This window comes from Shewanella zhangzhouensis, from assembly GCF_019457615.1.
Taxonomy (GTDB): Bacteria; Pseudomonadota; Gammaproteobacteria; order Enterobacterales; family Shewanellaceae; genus Shewanella; species Shewanella zhangzhouensis.
This window is the reverse complement of sequence record NZ_CP080414.1, coordinates 1,355,428-1,376,450: the sequence shown is the minus strand read 5'-3', so window position 1 is coordinate 1,376,450 and position 21,023 is coordinate 1,355,428. Positions and strand designations below refer to the sequence as shown.

Sequence of the window (21,023 nt, the reverse complement as noted above, 5' to 3'; positions counted from 1 at the left end):
TCAGTTCTGCATTTTTCCTGCACATTTGCCTGTTTTACTGCAGGGTAGATAATTCTATGCAAGGAAATGCAGCATGAAGCGCTTGTTAACCATGGCCCTGATCGTGGGCCTGTGCAGCTCTCACAGCCTGTTCGCCGCCAGCCTGACAAAACAATCAGTCAACTTTTCTGGTAATGCCAAAGATATCGGTGTGGTCAATGACGCCGATAATCTGGTGTTTTTGCAGGCGATAAATCCGTCCAAGCCGGGCTTTATAACCCAAGGCAGCGGTGAATGGGGCTTCGCCACCAATGACGGCTCCAACACACCAGATGTTGCTGCGATTGCTCTGCAGTTTAACGGTGCGCCTGCGCTGCTGGGGGTTCCGGCAGAGTCTGGCACCTTAACCATTGGCGCCAACAATGAGATTGCCGATCTCTGGACTCAGCGTATATATGCCCGCCCGGTGGTGTTTGTCAGCTTCGAGGACCCAAACCTCAACAACGGCGTCAGCATAGTACCAACGGCGCCCATCACTGCCGGTAATCAGTTTTTATTTGATGTACGCCAGACTGATGGTTTTGGCGCCGATTTAACCGGAGCCAAGCTGCATTACCTGGTGGCTGAAGAAGGCTGGCACCGGCTGGCCGATGGCCGCATGCTGCTGATTTCAAGCGCTGAAGTAAAACATACCGGTTTTACTGGCAAGACCATTGAACTGGGCGCCAGCTTTACCGATGCAGTGACAGTGGCGCAGTTGCAGCGCCCTATGCTGTTTAAAAACAGTTTAGGCTTTCGTCAATTATTCGATATGGCGGTGTATCAGGGCGCAACAGTCACCAGCGGTGTGGGCGACTTTGACAGTATTGGCCTGCGCTTAATGCAGCAAAATGGCGTGGAAGCCACGACAAGCGATACGGTTTATGCTGGCCGCATTGGTTTTATGGTGCTGGGACATATCAGCAATATTGCCAATAAATTTAAAACCGTCAGAGATACCAATACCAATATCCGCGGTGGCAGTTATTTAACCGTGCCACAAGCAAACTTTCAGTACTATCCGCATAGCGCGGCTGCCACGCCGCTGCTGAATAAAGCAGCCTGCGCCGAAGATGATGATGTGCAGAACTTCTGTACTTACTTATCTTTGCCAGTTGATGCCATGAGCCGCGGCACCTTCGATACCCCTCGTTTGCCCTACATGAACAGTGATTTTGAGCCACTGCAAATGCAGCGTACGCTCTACTCTGAAATTGAAGGCAGCTGGGAAGGTACTGCCGAAGCCGAATTGGCAACGCCTGTTACCGATGGCGATGGTAAGGCCATTGTGGGTACCCTGGCCAGAATGTACCCCAACTTGGTTGCAGCCAGAGGTTGGGACGCGGTGCTTATTGGCAGTAACAGCTATTGGCACTGGTTTGCCACCTACCATTACAACACCTGTGTGTTTGACAGTATGAATACCGCCTGTGTCGACTACACGCCCGGCGAAAGCATAGTTAAGAACAGCAGCATCCTGTGGGATGCCAGTACCGTTCGTTATGATCCCGACGATAACAAGTATATTGGTGCACACCCCAGTACCACTCGCGCTCAGGAGCTGTTTATTGCCACTGACACCGGGCGCAATGATCGTGGCACCTACGTCGAGAGACTAACCCCCAAGAGTTGGGAGGCCAGCGATACCTTCGACTACTTAAAATTCAAAGTGCCCGACAACAACAAGTTTATTAATCTCGACAACATACAGGCCGCCAGTCGGGAGCTGATTGAAACGGCTGCTGAACCCTGGCAGTTTGCCTTCATCCGCACCAGCGCCAGCGCATCCGAAAGCTGGTGTGCTACCTGCGAAGGTATTCCGACCTTTCAAACAGGTGCTTGGAAAAGCAGTGAAAGTAAAGTTTATCTCGTGGCAGTGCATTCCAACGCCTATTACTACGGCGAAGGTCACGCCAATGGCAGCTGGATAAGACCCAGAGTTGGCAAAGTCGGGAAAAGCTTGCGGGTTGGAGACTACTTATTTGCCAATATTCCGATAGGAGTTAACGTCCAGGACTTTTATTGGCTGCGATCTGCGACCGGAACCCGCAGTGATGCCGTACAAATTGCGTACGGCGAATTGGGGTATCAGGCCACGGCGGATGATGGCAATCACTATGTCACCCTCTGCATGGATTATGACAATTCAGAGCGCTGTGGTGACTGGTTCAAGGTGGGCAATATTCCATACGCCACAAACATAGGGGTTCGCACCATTGCCCCAACCGGCGTCGATTTAGTGGGTGACTATAGTTACATAGCGCCAGGTAGCGGCAATTATGATGTGGAGTCTCGTAGCCCGCATCGATGGCAGAAGCTAACCAACGGCGTATGGCAGGATATCAGCGGCGAAACAGAGCAGACTTATGTTGCACGTGGCTCACTGGGCTGGCAGGTACGTTTTTGCGTTATTCCCCGTTCGCTTGCGGGTATAACCGGCCCTGAAGTGTGTTCGGCCGGGATTGTTGTGCAAGGCGATAATGACTCGGATGGCATTGCCGATCACTGGGACAGTGATGATGATAACGACGGCATCTTTGACTGGTATGATGCCTTCCCGATGGATAGAAACGAATGGGTCGATACCGATCGCGATGGTATTGGTAACAACGCCGATCTGGACGATGATAACGACGGCCTGAGCGATGAAGTTGAAAACGCTGGCTTAACCGACCCATTAAAGTACGATACCGACGGCGACGGCACCAACGATGCCGACGACCCCTTCCCGACCAGCTATGGTAATTTTCCGGATTTTGATAACGATGGTTTAGACGATACCGTTGATGATGATATCGATGGCGATGGGGTCGTTGATTTTGTTGAAATTACCCACAATGGTCAATCTGTGATCCGCCGGGTTGATGATGACCCTTTCCGCGCCTGTGTCTCTAACCATATTACTGTCACCAGCAATGCCGACAGCGGCCCGGGCAGTTTGCGCCAGGCGCTGATTGATTTGTGTTCCGGAGAAATCTATTCCGATTTGAGCATCATTGATTTCAGCGATGCTATGACCATCACCTTACAAAGCCCATTGGTGATAAACAAAGGCATGGAGATCAATGGCAACCGTGAAGTCATTCTGGATGCACAGGGCCAGCATGAAGTGTTTCATGTTGCCATGAAGGAAGGACTTGCCAGCACCCAATTCCCGTATTTGGTGGGACTGACGCTACGAAACGGCATATCGACCCAACTCGAAGAAAATCAGATTGCAGCCGACAGGTCTTTTGGCAGTGCCATCAATGTGCAATCAAGCCCATACGTAATGCTACATACTGTTTTTATTGAGAATATGACGGCACCGGCCATCGCAGGTGACAGCCTTCAACTGTATTTGGAAAACAGTTTAGTTGCCAACGTGCAGGGCAATAACGCCGCACTGGTGGTCGAGGATGGCCATATCGCCCTGTTCTCCAGCACCATAGTTAACAGCGAAGGCGGCACCATAAGCTTAGTTGGCGAAGGCAAAGCTCAGCTGCGCAATAGCTTGCTCCTTAAAGGTGCCAATGGCTCAACCGTGTGTAACGTGGAAATCTGGGAGCAGCAAAGCGCCAGCTGGGTAGAAGACAGCGAATGTGGCGTTATTTCCTCTGGCTATGTAGAGCTGGCGGCCCCGGACAATGGCGATTACCGCCCGGTACCTGGCAGTGCCAATATCGATGCCGGTGAGAACGGCGAGCTGCCACCAGATGCGGTAGACTTGCTCGGTAATGCCCGCGTAATGGGGGAATACAATCCGGATTACCCACCAGAGCTTGGCGGGCCGCTTTATCCAAAAATGGATATTGGTGCCATCGAATATGTCTTTAATGGCGACTTCGACGGTGACGGCGTTGACGACAATACCGATGCCTTCCCCAGCGATCCGAGTGAAACGCTCGATAGTGACAGCGATGGTGTGGGTGATAACAGCGATGCCTTCCCGAACGATCCTAACGAGCAGTTTGATACCGACTCAGACGGTATAGGCAATAACACCGATGAGGATGATGACGGTGATCAGGTCGCGGATGCGGACGATGCGTTTCCGCTGGATGGCAGCGAGTGGCTTGATTCCGATGCCGATGGCATTGGTAATAACGCCGATACGGACGACGATAACGACAATGTCCCGGACAGTTCTGATGCCTTCCCGCTGAATGCCACCGAATCTGTTGATACCGACCTCGATGGCATTGGCAATAATGCCGATACCGACGATGACAACGATGGCGTGTTGGATGCCAGCGATGCCTTCCCGCTGGATGCCACCGAGGCAGTCGATACCGACCTTGATGGCATCGGCAACAATGCCGACACCGACGATGACAACGATGGCGTGTTGGATGGTGCCGATGCTTTCCCATTGAATCCAGCAGAGTCAATGGATACCGATCTCGATGGCATCGGCAACAACGCCGATGCCGACGACGACAACGACGGCGTGCTCGACGGCGACGATGCATTCCCGCTGGATGCCACAGAAAGCGTCGATACTGACCTCGATGGCATTGGTAACAATGCCGACACTGATGATGACAACGATGGCGTGTTGGATGCCAGCGATGCCTTCCCGCTGGATGCTGCGGAATCGCTCGATACTGACCTCGACGGCATCGGCAACTATGCCGACACCGATGACGACAACGACGGTGTGCTCGACAGTGACGATGCCTTCCCACTGGATGCGGCAGAAAGTGTCGATACCGACAAGGACGGCATCGGCAACAATGCCGATACCGATGATGACAACGACGGCGTGCTCGACAGTGACGATGCCTTCCCGCTGGATGCGGCAGAGTCTGTTGATACCGACAAGGACGGCATCGGCAACAACGCCGACACGGACGATGACAACGACGGCGTAGTCGACAGCGACGATGCCTTCCCGCTGGATGCTGCGGAATCGCTCGATACTGACCTCGATGGCATCGGCAACAACGCCGACACTGACGATGATAACGACGGCGTGCTCGACAGCGACGATGCCTTCCCGCTGGATGCTGCGGAATCGCTCGATACCGACCTCGACGGCATCGGCAACAACGCCGATACCGATGACGACAACGACGGCGTAGTGGACAGTGATGACGCCTTCCCGCTGGATGCTGCGGAATCGCTCGATACTGACCTCGATGGCATCGGCAACAACGCCGACACTGACGATGACAACGACGGCGTAGCTGACAGTGACGATGCCTTCCCGCTGGATGCGGCAGAGTCTGTCGATACCGACAAGGACGGCATCGGCAACAACGCCGACACTGACGATGATAACGACGGCGTGCTCGACAGCGACGATGCCTTCCCGCTGGATGCTGCGGAATCGCTCGATACTGACCTCGATGGCATTGGCAACAACGCCGACACCGACGATGACAACGACGGCGTAGTGGACACAGAAGATGCCTTCCCGCTGGATGCGGCAGAAAGTGTCGATACCGACCTCGATGGCATTGGTAACAATGCCGACACTGATGATGACAACGATGGCGTGTTGGATGCCAGCGATGCCTTCCCGCTGGATGCCACCGAGGCAGTCGATACCGACCTGGATGGCATTGGCAATAATGCCGACACCGACGATGACAACGACGGCGTGCTCGACAGCGACGATGCCTTCCCGCTGGATGCCAGCGAAACTGTCGATACAGACGGTGACGGCATCGGTAACAATGCCGACCCCGATGACGATAACGATGGTATTCCCGATGAAGAGGACGCGGCGCCGCTCGACCCCAACATTGGCGATACCCAAAAGCCGGTGTTTGCCGAGCTTGCAGCACTGACCTTCGAAGCCACGGGCGTAATGACTGCTGTTACGCTGCCCGAACCACAGGTCACCGACAACATCAGCCAAACCCTCACCATCAGCTCTGATTTGGCGAGCGAACTGGCCCTTGGTGAGCACAAAGTGGTCTGGACGGCGACGGATAGTGCCGGTAACTCGGCTACTGCCGAGCAGTGGGTCACGATTGTGGATACCACAGCGCCGGAGTTTGAGGAATTGAGTCCCTTGGTAATCAATGCCAGCGGCCGCTTAACCGATATCAGCCCACTGCTGAACTACAGCGCCTTTGACCTGGTCGATGGCGAGGTTAGTGCAGTCCACAGCGGCAGCAGCGAGCTTGTCAGCGGCGCCCATGAGCTTGAACTGAGTGCAACCGACAGCTCAGGCAACACGGCGACTGCCATGCTCCGCTTACACATTTTGCCCAGACTTAAATTGGCGAAAACCATGACGGTTGAAGCCGGTGGCAGCTATTCAGTGCCGGTGCAGCTAAGCGGCGAGGCGCCTGCCTATCCGGTGACCATGGCCTACTCGCTTGAAGTTAATGGCGTCACCCAGCCAGCTCAGAGCGCCAGCATAGCATCTGGCACCAGCGGCGAACTGATGGTTAGCATCCCGGCGGGACTGGCGCTCAATACTGAACTTTTGGTGCGGGTGAACAGCATCAGCAATGCCTTTGTCGCCGATGACCAGCAAACCGAACTGCAGCTGACTGAGCAAAACCTGGCACCGACCATTTCGGCTCAGGTGCTGCAACAAGGTCAGCCGCTCCGAGTGCTGGCCCCGGCGTCAGGCGAGGCACAAATACGGCTCAGTATCAGTGATGTGAACGTGAACGACACACACCAAATCAGCTGGCAAGTGGTCGACCAGGCCTTTAGCGGCGAGCTTTCTGCCGATGGGCTGAGCATGAGTTTTAACCCGAATGAGCTGAGCCTGGGTCGCTACGCAGTGGATGTAATTGTTACCGAAACGAATACCCCCGAGCAGCTCAGCAGCAAGCGCCGTATTCGCTTTAATGTGGCAGCACTGGCCGAGTTGAGTGCGACAACCGATACCGATGGCGATGGCATTGTCGATAGCATCGAAGGCTATGGCGACAGCGACAACGACGGCATTGCCGATTATCTGGATAACGATGTCGATGGCAGTCGCTTACCGGTCAATAGCACCACTGAGTCGATGCAAACCAGCGCCGGTGTGCAGCTTAGCCTTGGAAATATGACCAGCGCCCTCATCAGCAGCGGCGCCGGTATGACAATGACTGACTTGGCTGAGTCTGTTGCCGACAACAGCGGCGCTGCCAGTAGCGAAGATGATCACTTCAGCCAGGTAACCGCTGTACTGGACTTTACCCTGAGTGGTCAAATTCAGCCCGGTCAGTCAGTTGCTGTTGTATTCCCACTGCCCCACGGCGCTGCATTGCCGGTTGACGCGGTATACCGCAAATACAACACATCGCAGGGCTGGTTTAACTTCGCTGAAGATAGCCGCAACAGCTTAGGCTCTGCGCCACTGCTTGATGGCGAGTGCCCGCAGGTTGGCGCCGTAAGCTATGAGCCCGGTTTGGTCGAAGGCTATCAGTGCGTACAGCTGCTGCTGGAAGACGGCGGTCCCAACGATGCCGATGGCAATGCCAATGGCGTGATTGAAGATCCGGGCGTTATCGCGGTGCTGAGCCAAAACCAGCTGCCGGTTGCAAATCTGGACACAGCGTCCATTTTGGACACCCAGACGCTGGTGATTGACGTACTGGCAAACGACAGCGATGCCGATGGTGACAGCTTAAGCGTGATTGCTGCCAGTGCGGATAATGGCGCGGTGGAACTGCTCGCTGACAACACCCTGCGCTTCAGCCCAGGTTCGGGCTTCAGTGGCACGGCAATCATCCGCTATCAAGTCAGCGATGGCTTTGGTGGCAGCGCCCAGGGTGAAGTACATGTGACCGTGAGCCTTGCGCCAGTGGTGGAACCGGCCCCCCCTGCAACTGATACAGGCGGTGGCTCTATGCCTCTGTGGTCACTGCTGCTTTTGGGGCTGGCATTCACAAGAAATCGCCGAGCGGCCAAGCCACAGTAAGGCTTCCAGGTAAAACGTCGAAAACAGCATGAAAAAAGAGCGGCTAAGCCGCTCTTTTTATTTACACACTCTAAAGCTCAGCGGCCATCTTTGGCGCGGCGGGCTTTGAAATCAGACTCTTCCAGCCACTTGGGCCACTCACTGCCGTTGGCGAGGCGCGAAAGGATTTGCTCAATCAGCAAAAGGTCCTGCTGCACGCCGCCGAGTTTCCACTCGGGTGAGTAATCGTCGGCGCCTTTATGGTACTTGTGGGCAATGTAGTCAGGGTCGGTATCGCCAAGGCTCATAAACAGCAGCCCGGGTACGCCCTGCTGGGCCAGGGCAAAGTGGTCTGAGCGGAACATCAGGCCGTTTTGCGGACGGGGATCGGCTTTCACCTGCCTGCCCTGGGCCTTGGCGGCATCACTGAGCATGGCTTCCAGCTCAGATACCCCTTCGCCGTAGCGCAGTATGTAATCCACGCCCTCGCCCACATTCATGCCATCGATGTTCAAAAAGGCCACCAGCTTGGCGGTAGGCAGCGGCGGATTTTCAGCAAAATACTGGGCGCCAATCAGCCCGGTCTCTTCGGCGGTAAAAGCAGAAAAAATCATGCTGCGGCCGGGTTTATCAGCCTCTGGCAGCGCAGCATAGTGCCTTGCCAGCGCCAGCACCCCGGCCACGCCGGTAGCGTTATCCACTGCGCCATTGAGGATAATGGTTTTGCCCTCTTCCTCGATTTGGCCAAGGTGATCCCAATGGGCGTGCATCACCACGGCTTCGTCGGCCTGTTTGTTCCCGGGCAGCATGGCAGCCACATTATGGGACTCGGCGCGCTCGATATGGTTATTCAGGGTTAAATCGGCCTTCACCGTCAAAGGTACAGCTTTAAAGCCCAGCTTCATGGCGGCCGCTTTCAGCGCTTCAATATCCTGGCCCGATGCGGCAAGGATCTGCTTGGCTGCTGCATATTGCAGCCAACCCATCACCCCCACCTGACTTTGGTTGTTGTTGCCATCGACCAGGGTGAACTTGGTATTGGTGTTGGAGTTTTTCACCACCCCCCAGCCATAGGCGGCAGGGGCGTCTTCGTGAACGATAAACACGGCTTCGGCGCCCTGACGGGCCGCTTCTTCATACTTGTAGGTCCAGCGGCCATAGTAAGTCATGGCGTTGCCTTTAAAGACCTTGGGGTCCTGGGTGGCAAAGCCCGGATCGTTTACCAGCAGCACCACGGTTTTGCCGCGCACATCCACACCGGCATAGTCATTCCAGCCGTATTCGGGGGCGTTGATGCCATACCCCACGAACACCATATCGCTGCCACTTAGCTCTACCTTGGGAACCACCCGCTGGGTACGGGCAGTGAAATCCTCACCCGAGGTAAAGCTGAGCTCGCCAACCTTCAGCACCATGCTCTGATCGGCGGTGATCTTCGCCATGGGCACCGGCTGCAGATACTCGCCATTGAACGCCCCTTTCAGGCCCATCGACTTAAAGGCCTGGGTGAGGTAATCCAGGGTCTTTTGCTCTCCATCGGATAGGGGCGCGCGGCCGCCAAAGGCGTCGCTGGCAAGGGTTTTCACATCTTCGCGAAATGCGTTTTCATCAAAACTCAGGGGGGCGGCAAAGGCCTGGGCAGACAGGCACAGCCCAAGGCCCAAAAACAGGCGGTAGGTTGGGTTCACGGGGTATCCTTCTTATTGACTGCAAGCAGCCATTGTATCGCCGGACCACCTCATTGCAATGCCGCAACACCTCATTCGGCTTGCAGTTTTTTCACCATGTAAAAGCGCTGGCCACCGTCGAATGGATAGTCGGACTGACACCAAACGGTGTGATAACCGCGGCTTTTGTAAAACGCGGGCGCCTGAAACGCCAGGGTATCGAGCAGTAACCATCGACACCCTCTGGCAAGAGCTTCCTCTTCGGCCGTGGCCAGTAAGGCGCTGCCAATCCCCTGCCCCCGCAAACTGTCGCACACCCAAAAGTTATCAATCAGGCACCAGTTACCAAAGGTGCGCCCGGCGATACCGGCTGCAAGTTCACCGTTGTCATGGAGCTGTTTGAAGCCTATGGGCCGACGTTGGCTGGCATCCCAGTGCCCGGCATTGAAGGCGGCAATCTTACTTTTCACCACCTCGGCAAACGCCGGAGTTTCATCGGCAATAAAGGGCATCAGACTCGCTCTCCTGCAAAGCGGCGCAGCCGCGGTAAGCTGCCGGTACTGATGGCCGTACCAAGCAAAATGATGGCGGTGCCAAGGAGGGTGTGCCAGCCGATATGTTCACCCAGGAACAAGGCCCCCCACAGGATACCGAATACCGGAATAAGGAAGGTGACGGTTAATGCCGAGGTGGCGCCCACTTCATCGATTAGCCTGAAATACAAAAGATAGGCCACACCGCTGCACAGTACCCCCAGAGTCACCACAGCAGCCAGGGTGCCAGAGGAAGGCATGGATTCTGGGGGCGCGGCAAACAGCAAGGTGGGCAACAGCCAGGCGCTGGCGGCCCACATGCAGCCGTGGGCATTGCTGTAGGCATTGCCATGATTGGATGCCTTGGTGTAAATGCTGGCAAAGGCGTAACAGACAGCGGCGCCAAGCCCCGCAGCCAGGGCCCAAAGCCCCTCGGCAGAAAGCGATAAACTCTCCACGCCCGCCAGCAGCACCACGCCACAAAAACCTGTGATAAGTCCACCCAGGGCGGCGCCCCTTGGCATGGCCCTTTGCCAGATGGCAAGCAGCAACGTGCTCCACAGCGGCGCCGTGGCATTGAGCACGGACATCAGGGACGCAGCAAGCTCAGTGGCGGCAAAACCATAAAGCAGAAACGGCAGCGCGGTATTGATGCCGCCAAGAATGACGAAGTGCTTGAGGGGCGCCGAGCCTATAAGAGCCTTTTTCAGATAGATGGCGCCGCCGAGCAGGAATAAGGCAGCAAAGGTGACCCGCAGAAACATCAGCCACGCGGGCCCGAGCTCAGTCACCCCGATGCGGATAAATAAAAAAGACGCGCCCCAAATTGCCGACAGCAATAATAGTTTTAACCAAGCCCCCAAGGCCATGATTGGATCTCCCCCAACGAATGCGCAGCCAGTTTAGGGGTGGCCTGAAATACTGTAAAGGGATAGCCCCTGAGGCAATGGGAAGAAGCCCTGTCAGTCGAGCCTTTGCCAAACCTCTTCTTCTTTGAGAACACCATCTTCAAATCGCTTGGTATGCCACTGATTTCCAATCAATTCATAGTCAAAACTAAAGCCTTGTCCCTGAGGTACCTGAAAAGAATTAAAACTGGGGTATTCGGTGTAGCTCATCCCATCGATGCGATACTCACCGGCGCCGGCCGCCCAAAATTCCGGTTTGTTTTTCACTGTTTTCATGGTGGTAAAACTGAAGTGGCCGGCGGAAATAACCTTGATGGCGACCAGCCCGAGTGTGTTATAGGACACCCAGCGGCCTTCCCCATCCAGATAGCGCCCGGAAACCAGCTCCCAACTGCCAATCAGTGCCTGAGCGTCTGTTGCACCCATGGCCATCGAATCCGTGCCCGTAATTTCAGCGCCCCTGGCCGTATCGCTCGCGCCGTCGGGACGCTGAGAATCGATAAGCCCTGCAGCTTGCTGTGGCTCTGAACCTTGCTGCGGATCGGCTACTTTACTGGCCTCGGTGCTCAGGGCGGATTCCGAAGGGGCTGCGGTTAACCCAGTGGCCGTATCCGGCGCAGCTGACGCCATGGTGCTGATTGTCAGCAACAGGCTGAGGGCGGCCATTCGTGCAACACCGTTTGAATAACCAATTCCGGGGATTTGTTTCATCATCAATTCCTCCCTGATGTTATGGGGTAAGAACACTTTCCCGGGCGAGTTTCCATTTATTACCAGGTAAAAGCCCTAAACTTGCCTCAAGACCAGGATTTACGGGGCTTGACCAACAGGCTGTCACCGCCCTGCTCTTATGGCTATAATGGCCGGCAGTACCAACCCAAGCAGCATGCCATGACCGATTTCAGCACTATCAATAAATCCAGCAGCCAATCTTTTAATGCCCAGAAAAGACTCATCAAAGATTTGCTCGCCGGCAAAACCATCCCCTGCAGCCACTGCGGCAAGCCCCTGGCAGCCAGCTTACCGGCTGCCGGTGAAACCCACGTGTTGGGCCATATCCGCTGCCCCAAGGGCTGTACCGACATTGAGCTTGAGGTAGAGTAACCTCAGTCGAGCGCCATCAATTGCCCCTGAGGGCTTATCTCAAACCGGCGCAAATCCAACAAACCGGGTGTCTCGGCCATGGCCTGATTGGCATCCCGGACCAGAAGCTCGGTGGTCACTGTCAGGGGTAAAAACTGGCTGGCCGCCACACTTATCCCCCGAAGCTCGATTCTGTCGCCAAGGAACACCGAACTCAGATGGGTGACAGTGCCACTTTCGGCCTTAAGGCCAAATAATCCCAAATACCAGAAACTGCCTGAACCCTGATTGGTTACCACAAAGGGCGCCACCATCAGCTGTGCTCCCGCCAGCCTGGCATTGGTCATTTGCAAATCCCGATATCCCAATAATACCTGCCCCCGCACAGGGCCGTCGCTGTAATCACCGCTCGCCCAGGGAAGAGGCGTTTCAACAAAGGTGGATAAGCGGGCAACGGCTTCGCTCTCGGGTACCCGCAGCGTAAAACCCGCCAGGGTTTTAATGGAAAAAAGCCTTAGCATTACAGGATCGGCCTGGGCAAGGCTGATGTCTTTTGGCGGCTCTGTACTCTTACAGCCCACGAGGGCGATGGAGAGGACTGCCGTCAGCAGCGCACTTAAGACAAGTCTCATTGCATGTCTCCAATAGGTTGTGCAAGTGATTGAGATTATTAGCTACCATAGCATGAGCGCCCCCCGAATACCTATCCGGCACCCGGTTTTTGTCAAATGGCGACCATCGGCAAAAGACTTTCGGAGACACTGGTCAAACTCACCCATAAATCAGTCGCCCTTGGACTGGTATCGCCCCCTGAAGCCCCCTATTCTGGTCAGGATTGACCTATAACAGCCGCAACCATAAGCCACCTTCATCAAGGAGTTAAGATGCCCAAGCCCTACATCAGTCTGCCTGCCCTGTTAATCTGTGCCGCCATGGGTGGCTGTGATAATGCGCCGCCGGCCCCAAGCGCTGACACTGCCGCTCCCGAAACGGTAAAAACCGCCGTGGATGAGTCATCAAAGGTCAATAGTGCACAAGCCCCTACCTTGGCCAATCCTGCGGCTGAGTTTTGCGAAAAAATGGGCGGGCAATATGCATTGGCAGCCCCAGGCGAAGGAAGTCATGACGAAAAAGGGGAATGTCATCTGCCCAACGGCAAGGTAGTGGATGCCTGGACCCTATATCGCGCCCACGCAAAAGCCGTGACAGATTCGGCCAGTGCCGACGCGGGAAAACCGGTCAGCACAGCGCCTGTGTCCATGCCTAACCCCGCCGCCGAATATTGTGAAAAAATTGGTGGCCAATACCTTATCAAGCAGCAAGAGGAGGGTGAGGCAGGAATGTGTCAGCTTGCCGACGGCACCACAATGAATGCCTGGGATTTATTTAGATCCCACCACAAGGCACAGTGACATCAAGCTATTGGGCGCTGGCGGGCATGGCCTGCAGCGCCGACTCAAATAAGGATTGTTCAAAGGCCTCGGTAATCACCCGCCGCAGCCTTTGCTCATCGATGTCCAGGCGGTGCTGGCGGCTTAAGGCAAATTGGATAACCCTGTCCTCCTGATATCGGTACTCAGATGCCTGCACTGCCTGGGCAAAGTTTGAAAACTCGCGACTGAGGAATGGCAGGGCATTTTCGGGGGCTATCACCACGTCAACCCTGTCTGCCAGCAACATTCTCACCCCCGTGACCAGGTCGCCGACCACCTCTTTTTTCAAGCGGTTATCATTATCAAAATCATCAAAATACATGGTATTACGACTTACAGCGATGCTGTGGCCCAGTAGGTCATCATAGCGGCTTACGGTGACACCGCCGGGCCGGGTCAGAAACAGGTAGCGGCTGTCCCGGCGGTAAGGTAACAGGATCCATCGCTGTTGCCGCTCCGCACTGGCAATGACGCCAGCGACAATATCGGCATCCCCTGTATCGAGCATGCGCTGACAACGGGCAAAGTTCGGGCTGGGCAAGAACACGGGGTCATGGTCTATAAGCCTGGCGAGCAGCCTCAATGCGGCAATGTTATCGCCATGGGGCTCAGGTATCAGACTCTGATAGGGCGGAAACTCATCGATACAGGCTCGCAGCTCCCCTGCCGAGGCAAGGACGGCACAGAAAGGCAATGTCACAAAGAGAAAGAGCCTGACCATGGCAGCTCCGACCGAATACACTACTCGAAAGTATTACGTATTTTCGGGCGCCGCCCAAGTCATGTCAGGCTAAAAGATTGAAGGAGATAAGCTCAGTGTGCCGTCCAACTCACACTGGTCAACAGCTCATCACCACGGCGCAGCTCGGCGCGGTAGTGCCCTCCCGCCTGTAAGGGGCCAACACCCGCGGGGGTTCCCGTCATCAGAATGTCGCCATCTTCCAGCGTCATAAATGAAGCGACCTCCTCAAGCAGTTGCTCGGGTGAGAACAACATCAGCTCGCAGCCGCCCTGCTGCAACACGACGCCATCACAACTGAACACCAGACTAAGCCCTTCACTGCTCGAGCAGGGCACAAACTCACCAAAGAGTGCAGAGCCATCGAAGGCCTTTGCCCGCTCCCAGGGCAAGCCTTTGGTTTTCAGGCGGTTTTGGGTCGCTCGCTTGGTTAAGTCCAGGCCCACACTGGCGGCCACCAATTGGCCGCCGGCCACCATAAAGCAAATTTCAGCCTCATAGTGGAGCACTTCGTCCTGGATGCTGTGCAGCACATTACCAATGGCGCTGGCAGGCTTAACAAAAACAACGGGCTCGGTGGGCACTTCGTTGCCGAGCTCTTCTGCGTGGGCCACGTAGTTACGGCCAATACAGACCACCTTGGACGGCGATACCGCCCGGCCCGATAAAAACACCTGCTTCATCTTTGCTCCTTAGGCGTATTCCATCAAAAACTCATCCAGTTGTTCGTTAACGATTTCAATTTCGTCACCGGCAAACTGGGCAATATGGTAAAGCCCCTCCCCCTCATTGGTAACCGGGATATTGGTGATGCCTATGACGATACCGTCGCTGGGAGAGCGAATGGGCAGGGTGTCCTGGCTGTGGGGGCTGGCCAGATACGCCAGAATATTCCCCTTGTTCACCCGCTGCCCCAATTTTACTTTTTGCAGCACCAGGCCGTCGGCCTCGGAGCGTATCCAGTAGCTGCGGGCCGCCGCCACATCGGTGCCGCCTCGGGACAATCTGCCCTTCTGCATGCCCAGGTGGCGCAACAGGTTAACCGCGCCCTTGAGGCCCGTACGAATGGCCGCCTCGGAAAATCGCAGCGCTTCTCCTGCTTCATACAAAATACAGGGCACACCGGCTTTTGCTGCGTACCCACGCAGCGAGTTGCCCTTGGCATCGCTGTGCATAATCAGGGGCGCACCAAAGGCCCTTGCCATGCCCATCAGCACCTCATCATCGGTATTGCAGCGGATTTGCGGCAGGTTATCGCGGTGAATGGCACCTGTGTGCAAATCAAGAATATGGGTTGCACGGGATACCAGCTCCCGGGTGACCAGGTGAGCCAGACGACTGGTGAGTGCCCCCTTCTCTGAGCCGGGGAAACAGCGGTTAAGATCGCGCCTGTCGGGCAAATAACGGGACTTTTGAATAAAACCAAACACGTTGACCACGGGCACCATGAGCACGGTACCGCTGAGAGCCTTGGGATTGATACGCCCCTGCAGACGGCGACAAATTTCGATGCCGTTGAGCTCATCACCATGGATAGCGGCGCAGACCAAGAGCACGGGGCCTGCCTTGTTGCCATGAAACACCTCGACCTGAAGGTCGACCGGCGTATCGTTGTAGAGTCGTGCCACCGGCAGACGCACCGTGGCTTGAGTGCCGGCAGCCACCTGAGTGCCGCCGAGTTCGAAGGGTTCACGTTTTCTGGCCATCATAGCTTCCCGCTGGCATTTTTAGCCATTGTAACTCAGGCAATTAGCAAAGGAAGCGCCGCGAGCGCAATGGCGTTGCACTGACTTTAATGGCACGACAATCCTGGGGATTGTATTACAAGCCTGGAGTCCGGCATCCGGGCATAAGCCATAAAAAAAGGCCGCCCGACGGCAGCCTTTTAACTGAATGCTCAGTGAACCGGCACTCAGGATTTCTTAACGTAGCAGCTCAAAATAACGATGCGGGTACCGTTTACCCGGCCTTCGATATGCTCGGGATTGTTTGTCAGGGCAATGTTACGCACGGCGGTGCCGCGCTTGGCCACAAAACTGGTGCCCTTCACGTTCAGGTCTTTGATGATCACCACGGTATCACCGGCGGCGAGCTGAGCACCATTGCTGTCCAGTGTGGGGGCTGCGTCGGCATCCAGCGCAGCTTCGGCGTTGGCCGCGTCTACCCAGGCCTGGGTGTCTTCGTCCAGATACATCATATCCAGCAGATCCTGAGCCCAGGTTTCGCTGGAAAGTTCTTTGAGCATACGGGCGGCCATTACCTGCACGGCAGGCACTGTGCTCCACATGCTGTCGTTCAGACAGCGCCAGTGGTTTACATCCAGGGTGGCGGTGTCGGCGATTTGCGCCTGACAGGTACCGCACAGAGCGATATCGTTGTCAGTGCGATCGCCACTGGCTGGCACTTCAAACAGGGAAAGTTCGGTTTCTGCGCTGCAGAGTTCACATTTGCCGCAGGCACGGCTGATTGCATCGGTCATCTTGATCTGTCACTTTTACCAAAACCAAGGATTCTATCAAAAACCTTACTCGCCGTCAGTGATCTTCCCCAAAAAGCGAGCCCGGTTCATGGAGTACATCATGTTCACCCAAGCGACCTTCGACTTTCTTGCCGCACTCGAAGCCAATAACGAGCGCGACTGGTTCAAGGCCAATCAGCACACCTATGAAGACCAGGTGCGCACCCCTGCCCTTGAATTAATTGAAGCGGCCGCCCCCGGCATAGTGGCCTTATCACCCAGGCTCACGGCGGTGGCAAAGAAGGTGGGGGGCAGCCTGATGCGGCCCCAGCGGGACACCCGTTTTGGCCATGACAAACGCCCTTACAAGACCAATGTCGGTATTCAGTTCCGGCATTTTCAGGGCAAGGATGTGCATGCACCCGGGCTGTATCTGCATATCGCCAATGATGGCTGCTTTATTGGCGCCGGCATCTGGCACCCCGAGCCCAAGGCGCTCAATGCCATCCGAAGCTGTATCGATGAAAACCCCGCCGCCTATCAAAAAGCGCTTAAGGCCCTGACTGACGGCGGTTTTGCCATGGACGGCGACAGCCTGTCACGTCCGCCGCGCGGCTTTGACAAGGGGCACCCTTTAATTGATGAGCTGAAACGCAAAGACTTTATCGCCGTGAAATCCCTGGCAAATCACGAGGTGCTGCAACCCGGTTTTGCATCAAGGCTCACCGCCGAGTTTAAACACTGCCAACAGCTGATGCGCTATTTGTGCTTTGCGCTGGAGCTGGATTACTGAGTTGTTCTGACCAAAGGGCAAGATAGGCTCAGGCAGGCGTTTTCCAACGCTGGATTTCGCCTCTGAGCACCACCATGGCGGCATCGAGCAGGGCAAACTGCCCTGACTTGCCCAGCACCCGAATACCTTGTAGCTGCATCACCAGAAAGGCCGCCAGTTCGGCGGCGCGCGCTTTGGTCTGATAGCGTGCAATCACCTTACAAAATGCCTGCTCCAGCCCTTCAAACAGCTCATTGCCAAGACGCCTGACTTCGTCATCTTCCACACTGCGCTCCAAGAGCGCGTTTTGCATAAAGCAGCCAAACTGCTGATCTTTTTGCTTGGCGGCAAACTCTTCCACCAAATTCATCAGGGCGTCCATGTCGGCATCATCGGCTTGAAGTGGCCCCAGTCCGGTCAGGCCGCGGGTGTAGAGGTAACGGCGCAGCGCCTCACGGTACAACGTCAGCTTATCGCCAAAGCTGTTGTACAGGCTGAAACGGTTAATCCCCAAATGCTCGACCAGATCGGCCACCGAGGTCCCCTCATAGCCTTTTTGCCAAAACAGGTTCATGGCCTGTTCCAGCTTTTCCTCTTTGCAAAAATTACAGCTTCGCGCCATTGGGGAATATCTCGTCGCAAAAGTGAATATCAACTCACGATCTAATTATTGACCGTTCGTTCAGTTATGCAGTAGATTCTATCCTAACCGATCGTTCAGATAAAGAGAGACCTTATGAAAATCCTCGAGCTTGCCCCTACCCCCAGTGCCCGCCGTGTCGGCATTTTTCTGGCAGAACTCGGCATTGAGGTGCCAAGAGAGCAACTGGATTTGCGAGGTGGTGACAACCTGACCCCTGAATTTAAACGTAAAAGCGTCAATGGCCGTATTCCAGTGCTGGCGCTGGACGATGGCACCCATATCTGCGAATCAGTCGCCATCTGCCGCTATTTCGATGCCCTGCACCCAAGTGACCAAAGCCTGTTTGGCAACAGTCCACTGGAGCAGGCACAGGTGGAAATGTGGAACCGGGTGCTGGAGCTGAATGGCCTGATGGTGGCGTTTCAGGCGTTTCGTAACCTCACCGGCTTTTTCAAAGACCGTGAGCGCTTTGTTGAGGCCTGGGGCGCTGAATCCCGCGAGCGCATCATCGAGTTTCTGCCTACCCTGGAAGCACGCCTCGAGGGCCGAGACTTCGTTGCCATCGACCGCTTCAGCATTGCCGATATCACAGGTTTCGTACTGATAGGCTTCCTGCCACGGCTCGAGATTGAACTGACCGATGCCATGCCCAACATCCGCCGCTGGCACGCCGCCATTGCCGCACGTCCCACAGTGGCCGCCCTGCTGACAAGCCAGCAATAAAAGGAGCACACCATGATTGAGCTTTATACCGCCGCAACCCCCAACGGCCATAAAATTTCCATCGCCCTTGAAGAACTTGGGCTCGATTATCGGGTGCATGCCCTCGATCTCATGACCCTCGAGCAAAAGAAGCCAGAGTTTCTGGCCATCAACCCCAATGGCCGCATTCCGGCGATTGTCGATACCGATAACGACGACTTTGCAGTGTTTGAATCGGGCGCCATCTTGCTGTATCTGGCCGAGAAAACCGGCAAGTTACTGCCAACCGAGCCCAAGGCTCGCTCGCAGGTTATCCAATGGCTGATGTTCCAGATGGGCGGCGTTGGCCCCATGATGGGTCAGGCGAACGTGTTTTATCGCTACTTCCCGGAAAAAATTCCGGCCGCCATTGAGCGCTATCAAAAGGAAGGACGGCGCCTGTTTGAGGTGATGAATACCCAGCTTGAGAAGCATGCGTATCTTGCCGGTGACGAGTACAGCATTGCCGATATCGCCACCTTCCCCTGGGTGCGCATCCATGACTGGAGCGGCGTGGATATCGGTGGTTTGGATGCACTGCAAAACTGGCTCGAGCGCATCGCTGCACGGCCCGCCGTAGCCAGGGGCCTTGCGGTGCCACCACCAAGCGAGAAATCCGCCGAAGAGCGCGCCAAAGACATCGCCAGGATGGTAACCCGCTGAGACACCAGTCCCGGCAATTGAGTTTCAGCCTTCCCAGATGCGCCCTCGCGGCGCATCTGCTACAATCGGCGCCGGTTTTTTCACGCAGGCACGCCCATGTCACATCCAGCACCTCTCTCGTCGGCCGAGCGCCGCGCCATCAGTTATGCCAACACGCTGCATCTGCTGGTTTCGCATATTTTTAAGCAGCGCGAAGGTGCCGACCGGGTACTGGCCAACTATTTCCGTGAGCATAAAAAGCACGGTTCCAAAGACCGTAAGCTTATCCGTGAGACCCTGTTTGGCCTGTTCCGTTGGTGGGGCTGGCTGAAAAACCTGCCTGCCGTCGATGACGCAAATGCCAATATTGAAGGCTTGGGCGAGGCCCAGAGCCCGCGTTGGTTTACCCAGTTAAGCCTGGTGGCCGCCATTGAAAATCACCCCTGGCAGGATATCCAGAGCGGCTGGCTGTCACAGGCCAATCTGGCTAAGTTGGAAATACCTGCCTTTGGCGATTCGCCAGAGGGCCTTAACGCCCTTTGCGCCGCCTTAGGTAAGCAGTTTGGCGGTGAATTCGCCCCAACGGATCTGCTGCCGGAGTGGGCCTGGGAGCACATCAGCCTGGCCGAGGGTGACAAGCTCGCTTTTGTCGATGCGCTTTGCCGCCGCCCGCCCCTGTGGACCCGTGCCCAGGGCGAATCCCGCGAGCAGGTGATAAAGCAGCTTGAGGCCGATGACATCTGCGCCGTCCCAAGCACAGTATTTAATGATGCCATTGAGCTTGCCAGCCAAAGCATCAACCTGGATGCGGTGGCGGCCTATAAATCGGGCAAGCTTGAAGTGCAGGATTTGGCTTCTCAGGCCATTGGTGAAGTGGCAGCTCCCAAAGCGGGCGAGCGTTGGTGGGATGCCTGCGCTGGCGCCGGCGGCAAGAGCCTGCAGCTTTTCTCACTGATGCAAAAACGCGGCGGCGTGGGTGAACTCATCGCCTCCGACATTCGTCCCAAGGCACTGGAAGAGCTGCTGCGCCGCGCCGATAAAGCCGGTTTTGCGCCGATTCAAATCAGCCCCTGGCGCAGTGACAAACTGCCGGTCAAGGCAGACTATTTTGATGGCGTGCTCGTGGATGCGCCCTGCTCCTGCACCGGCACCTGGCGCCGCAACCCGGACATGCGCTGGATTGACGATGCCAGCACCATTTTGGATAAGCCAGCGCTGCAGCTGGATATTTTGCGCCGCGCCAGCACCGCGGTGCGCAGCGGCGGCGTGCTGGTGTACGCCACCTGCTCCCTGGCCCGTGCCGAAAACGAAACCGTGGTCGAGGCCTTTTTGGCCTCAGATGAAGATTTTGAGCTCGATGCCACCGTACATCCCTTCAGTGGTGAACAGAGCGCTATTCTGACCCTGTGGCCACAGCAGGCCAATGCCGACGGTATGTTTGTGGCCCGTATGCGTCGCCGCTGAAGCAGGTTTGTGGCCTTCATAAAACCGAACACAAACGAATCGCCCGGGGCTGGGATTTAAGGCTGGTTTCAGACTGTGACCGCCTCGC

17 protein-coding genes are annotated in these 21,023 nt (G+C 55.8%); 7 read left to right on the top strand and 10 right to left on the bottom strand.

Annotated features, from left to right (window positions below; translation table 11 throughout):
• The first annotated feature begins 73 nt into the window (after positions 1 to 73).
• A complete protein-coding gene (locus tag K0H63_RS05975; protein WP_220067145.1) occupies positions 74 to 7,873 on the top strand; it encodes an Ig-like domain-containing protein in 7,800 nt (2,599 codons plus the stop codon).
• A gap of 77 nt (positions 7,874 to 7,950) precedes the next feature.
• On the opposite strand, the gene K0H63_RS05970 is transcribed toward K0H63_RS05975, so the two are convergent.
• The 4 genes from K0H63_RS05970 to K0H63_RS05955 all read right to left on the bottom strand — a co-directional run bounded on the left by K0H63_RS05970 (position 7,951) and on the right by K0H63_RS05955 (position 11,674).
• A complete protein-coding gene (locus K0H63_RS05970) occupies positions 7,951 to 9,522 on the bottom strand; it encodes a M28 family metallopeptidase (protein WP_434086761.1) in 1,572 nt (523 codons plus the stop codon).
• 89 nt (positions 9,523 to 9,611) lie between these two features.
• Entirely contained in the window at positions 9,612 to 10,031 is a 420-nt protein-coding gene (locus tag K0H63_RS05965; RefSeq protein WP_220067143.1) for a GNAT family N-acetyltransferase, read from the bottom strand.
• A complete protein-coding gene (locus K0H63_RS05960) occupies positions 10,031 to 10,921 on the bottom strand; it encodes a DMT family transporter (RefSeq protein WP_220067142.1) in 891 nt (296 codons plus the stop codon). Before K0H63_RS05960 ends, K0H63_RS05965 begins: the two co-directional genes overlap by 1 nt.
• Positions 10,922 to 11,014: 93 nt before the next feature.
• A complete protein-coding gene (locus K0H63_RS05955) occupies positions 11,015 to 11,674 on the bottom strand; it encodes a hypothetical protein (protein ID WP_220067141.1) in 660 nt (219 codons plus the stop codon).
• 105 nt (positions 11,675 to 11,779) lie between these two features.
• Between K0H63_RS05955 and K0H63_RS05950 the strand changes: the two genes are divergently transcribed.
• Complete coding sequence (locus tag K0H63_RS05950; RefSeq protein ID WP_258405664.1) at positions 11,780 to 12,064, top strand: hypothetical protein; 285 nt, start codon at positions 11,780 to 11,782, stop codon at positions 12,062 to 12,064.
• 2 nt (positions 12,065 to 12,066) lie between these two features.
• On the opposite strand, the gene K0H63_RS05945 is transcribed toward K0H63_RS05950, so the two are convergent.
• Positions 12,067 to 12,675 (bottom strand): hypothetical protein, encoded by a 609-nt coding sequence (locus K0H63_RS05945; RefSeq protein ID WP_220067140.1) that lies wholly within the window; start codon positions 12,673 to 12,675, stop codon positions 12,067 to 12,069.
• Between the two features lie 252 nt (positions 12,676 to 12,927).
• Here K0H63_RS05945 and K0H63_RS05940 point away from each other — a divergent pair, with 252 nt between their 5' ends.
• Positions 12,928 to 13,455, top strand: coding sequence for a DUF333 domain-containing protein (locus K0H63_RS05940; RefSeq protein WP_220067139.1), 528 nt, complete (start codon positions 12,928 to 12,930; stop codon positions 13,453 to 13,455).
• Positions 13,456 to 13,462: 7 nt separating this feature from the next.
• On the opposite strand, the gene K0H63_RS05935 is transcribed toward K0H63_RS05940, so the two are convergent.
• The 4 genes from K0H63_RS05935 to K0H63_RS05920 form a co-directional block, all read right to left on the bottom strand.
• On the bottom strand, positions 13,463 to 14,197 hold the full coding sequence (locus tag K0H63_RS05935; protein ID WP_220067138.1) for a substrate-binding periplasmic protein: 735 nt from the start codon (positions 14,195 to 14,197) through the stop codon (positions 13,463 to 13,465).
• 92 nt (positions 14,198 to 14,289) lie between these two features.
• The gene (locus tag K0H63_RS05930) at positions 14,290 to 14,898 is read right to left on the bottom strand and encodes a fumarylacetoacetate hydrolase family protein (RefSeq protein WP_220067137.1); all 609 of its coding nucleotides are present in this window, start codon (positions 14,896 to 14,898) and stop codon (positions 14,290 to 14,292) included.
• 9 nt (positions 14,899 to 14,907) lie between these two features.
• Complete coding sequence (locus K0H63_RS05925; protein WP_220067136.1) at positions 14,908 to 15,921, bottom strand: succinylglutamate desuccinylase/aspartoacylase family protein; 1,014 nt, start codon at positions 15,919 to 15,921, stop codon at positions 14,908 to 14,910.
• 206 nt (positions 15,922 to 16,127) lie between these two features.
• The gene (locus K0H63_RS05920) at positions 16,128 to 16,694 is read right to left on the bottom strand and encodes a PhnA domain-containing protein (protein WP_434086748.1); all 567 of its coding nucleotides are present in this window, start codon (positions 16,692 to 16,694) and stop codon (positions 16,128 to 16,130) included.
• Positions 16,695 to 16,794: 100 nt separating this feature from the next.
• On the opposite strand from K0H63_RS05920, the gene K0H63_RS05915 reads away from it, so the two are divergent.
• The gene (locus K0H63_RS05915) at positions 16,795 to 17,466 is read left to right on the top strand and encodes a DUF2461 domain-containing protein (protein ID WP_220067135.1); all 672 of its coding nucleotides are present in this window, start codon (positions 16,795 to 16,797) and stop codon (positions 17,464 to 17,466) included.
• A 28-nt stretch (positions 17,467 to 17,494) separates the two neighbouring features.
• Here K0H63_RS05915 and K0H63_RS05910 read toward each other — a convergent pair whose 3' ends face one another.
• A complete protein-coding gene (locus tag K0H63_RS05910; RefSeq protein ID WP_220067134.1) occupies positions 17,495 to 18,067 on the bottom strand; it encodes a TetR/AcrR family transcriptional regulator in 573 nt (190 codons plus the stop codon).
• Positions 18,068 to 18,181: 114 nt separating this feature from the next.
• Between K0H63_RS05910 and K0H63_RS05905 the strand changes: the two genes are divergently transcribed.
• From K0H63_RS05905 to K0H63_RS05895, 3 genes are all read left to right on the top strand, one after another.
• Entirely contained in the window at positions 18,182 to 18,811 is a 630-nt protein-coding gene (locus tag K0H63_RS05905) for a glutathione S-transferase family protein (RefSeq protein WP_220067133.1), read from the top strand.
• Between the two features lie 12 nt (positions 18,812 to 18,823).
• Positions 18,824 to 19,492 (top strand): glutathione S-transferase family protein, encoded by a 669-nt coding sequence (locus K0H63_RS05900; RefSeq protein ID WP_220067132.1) that lies wholly within the window; start codon positions 18,824 to 18,826, stop codon positions 19,490 to 19,492.
• A gap of 96 nt (positions 19,493 to 19,588) precedes the next feature.
• The gene (locus K0H63_RS05895; protein WP_220067131.1) at positions 19,589 to 20,935 is read left to right on the top strand and encodes an RsmB/NOP family class I SAM-dependent RNA methyltransferase; all 1,347 of its coding nucleotides are present in this window, start codon (positions 19,589 to 19,591) and stop codon (positions 20,933 to 20,935) included.
• The last annotated feature ends 88 nt before the right edge of the window (positions 20,936 to 21,023 follow it).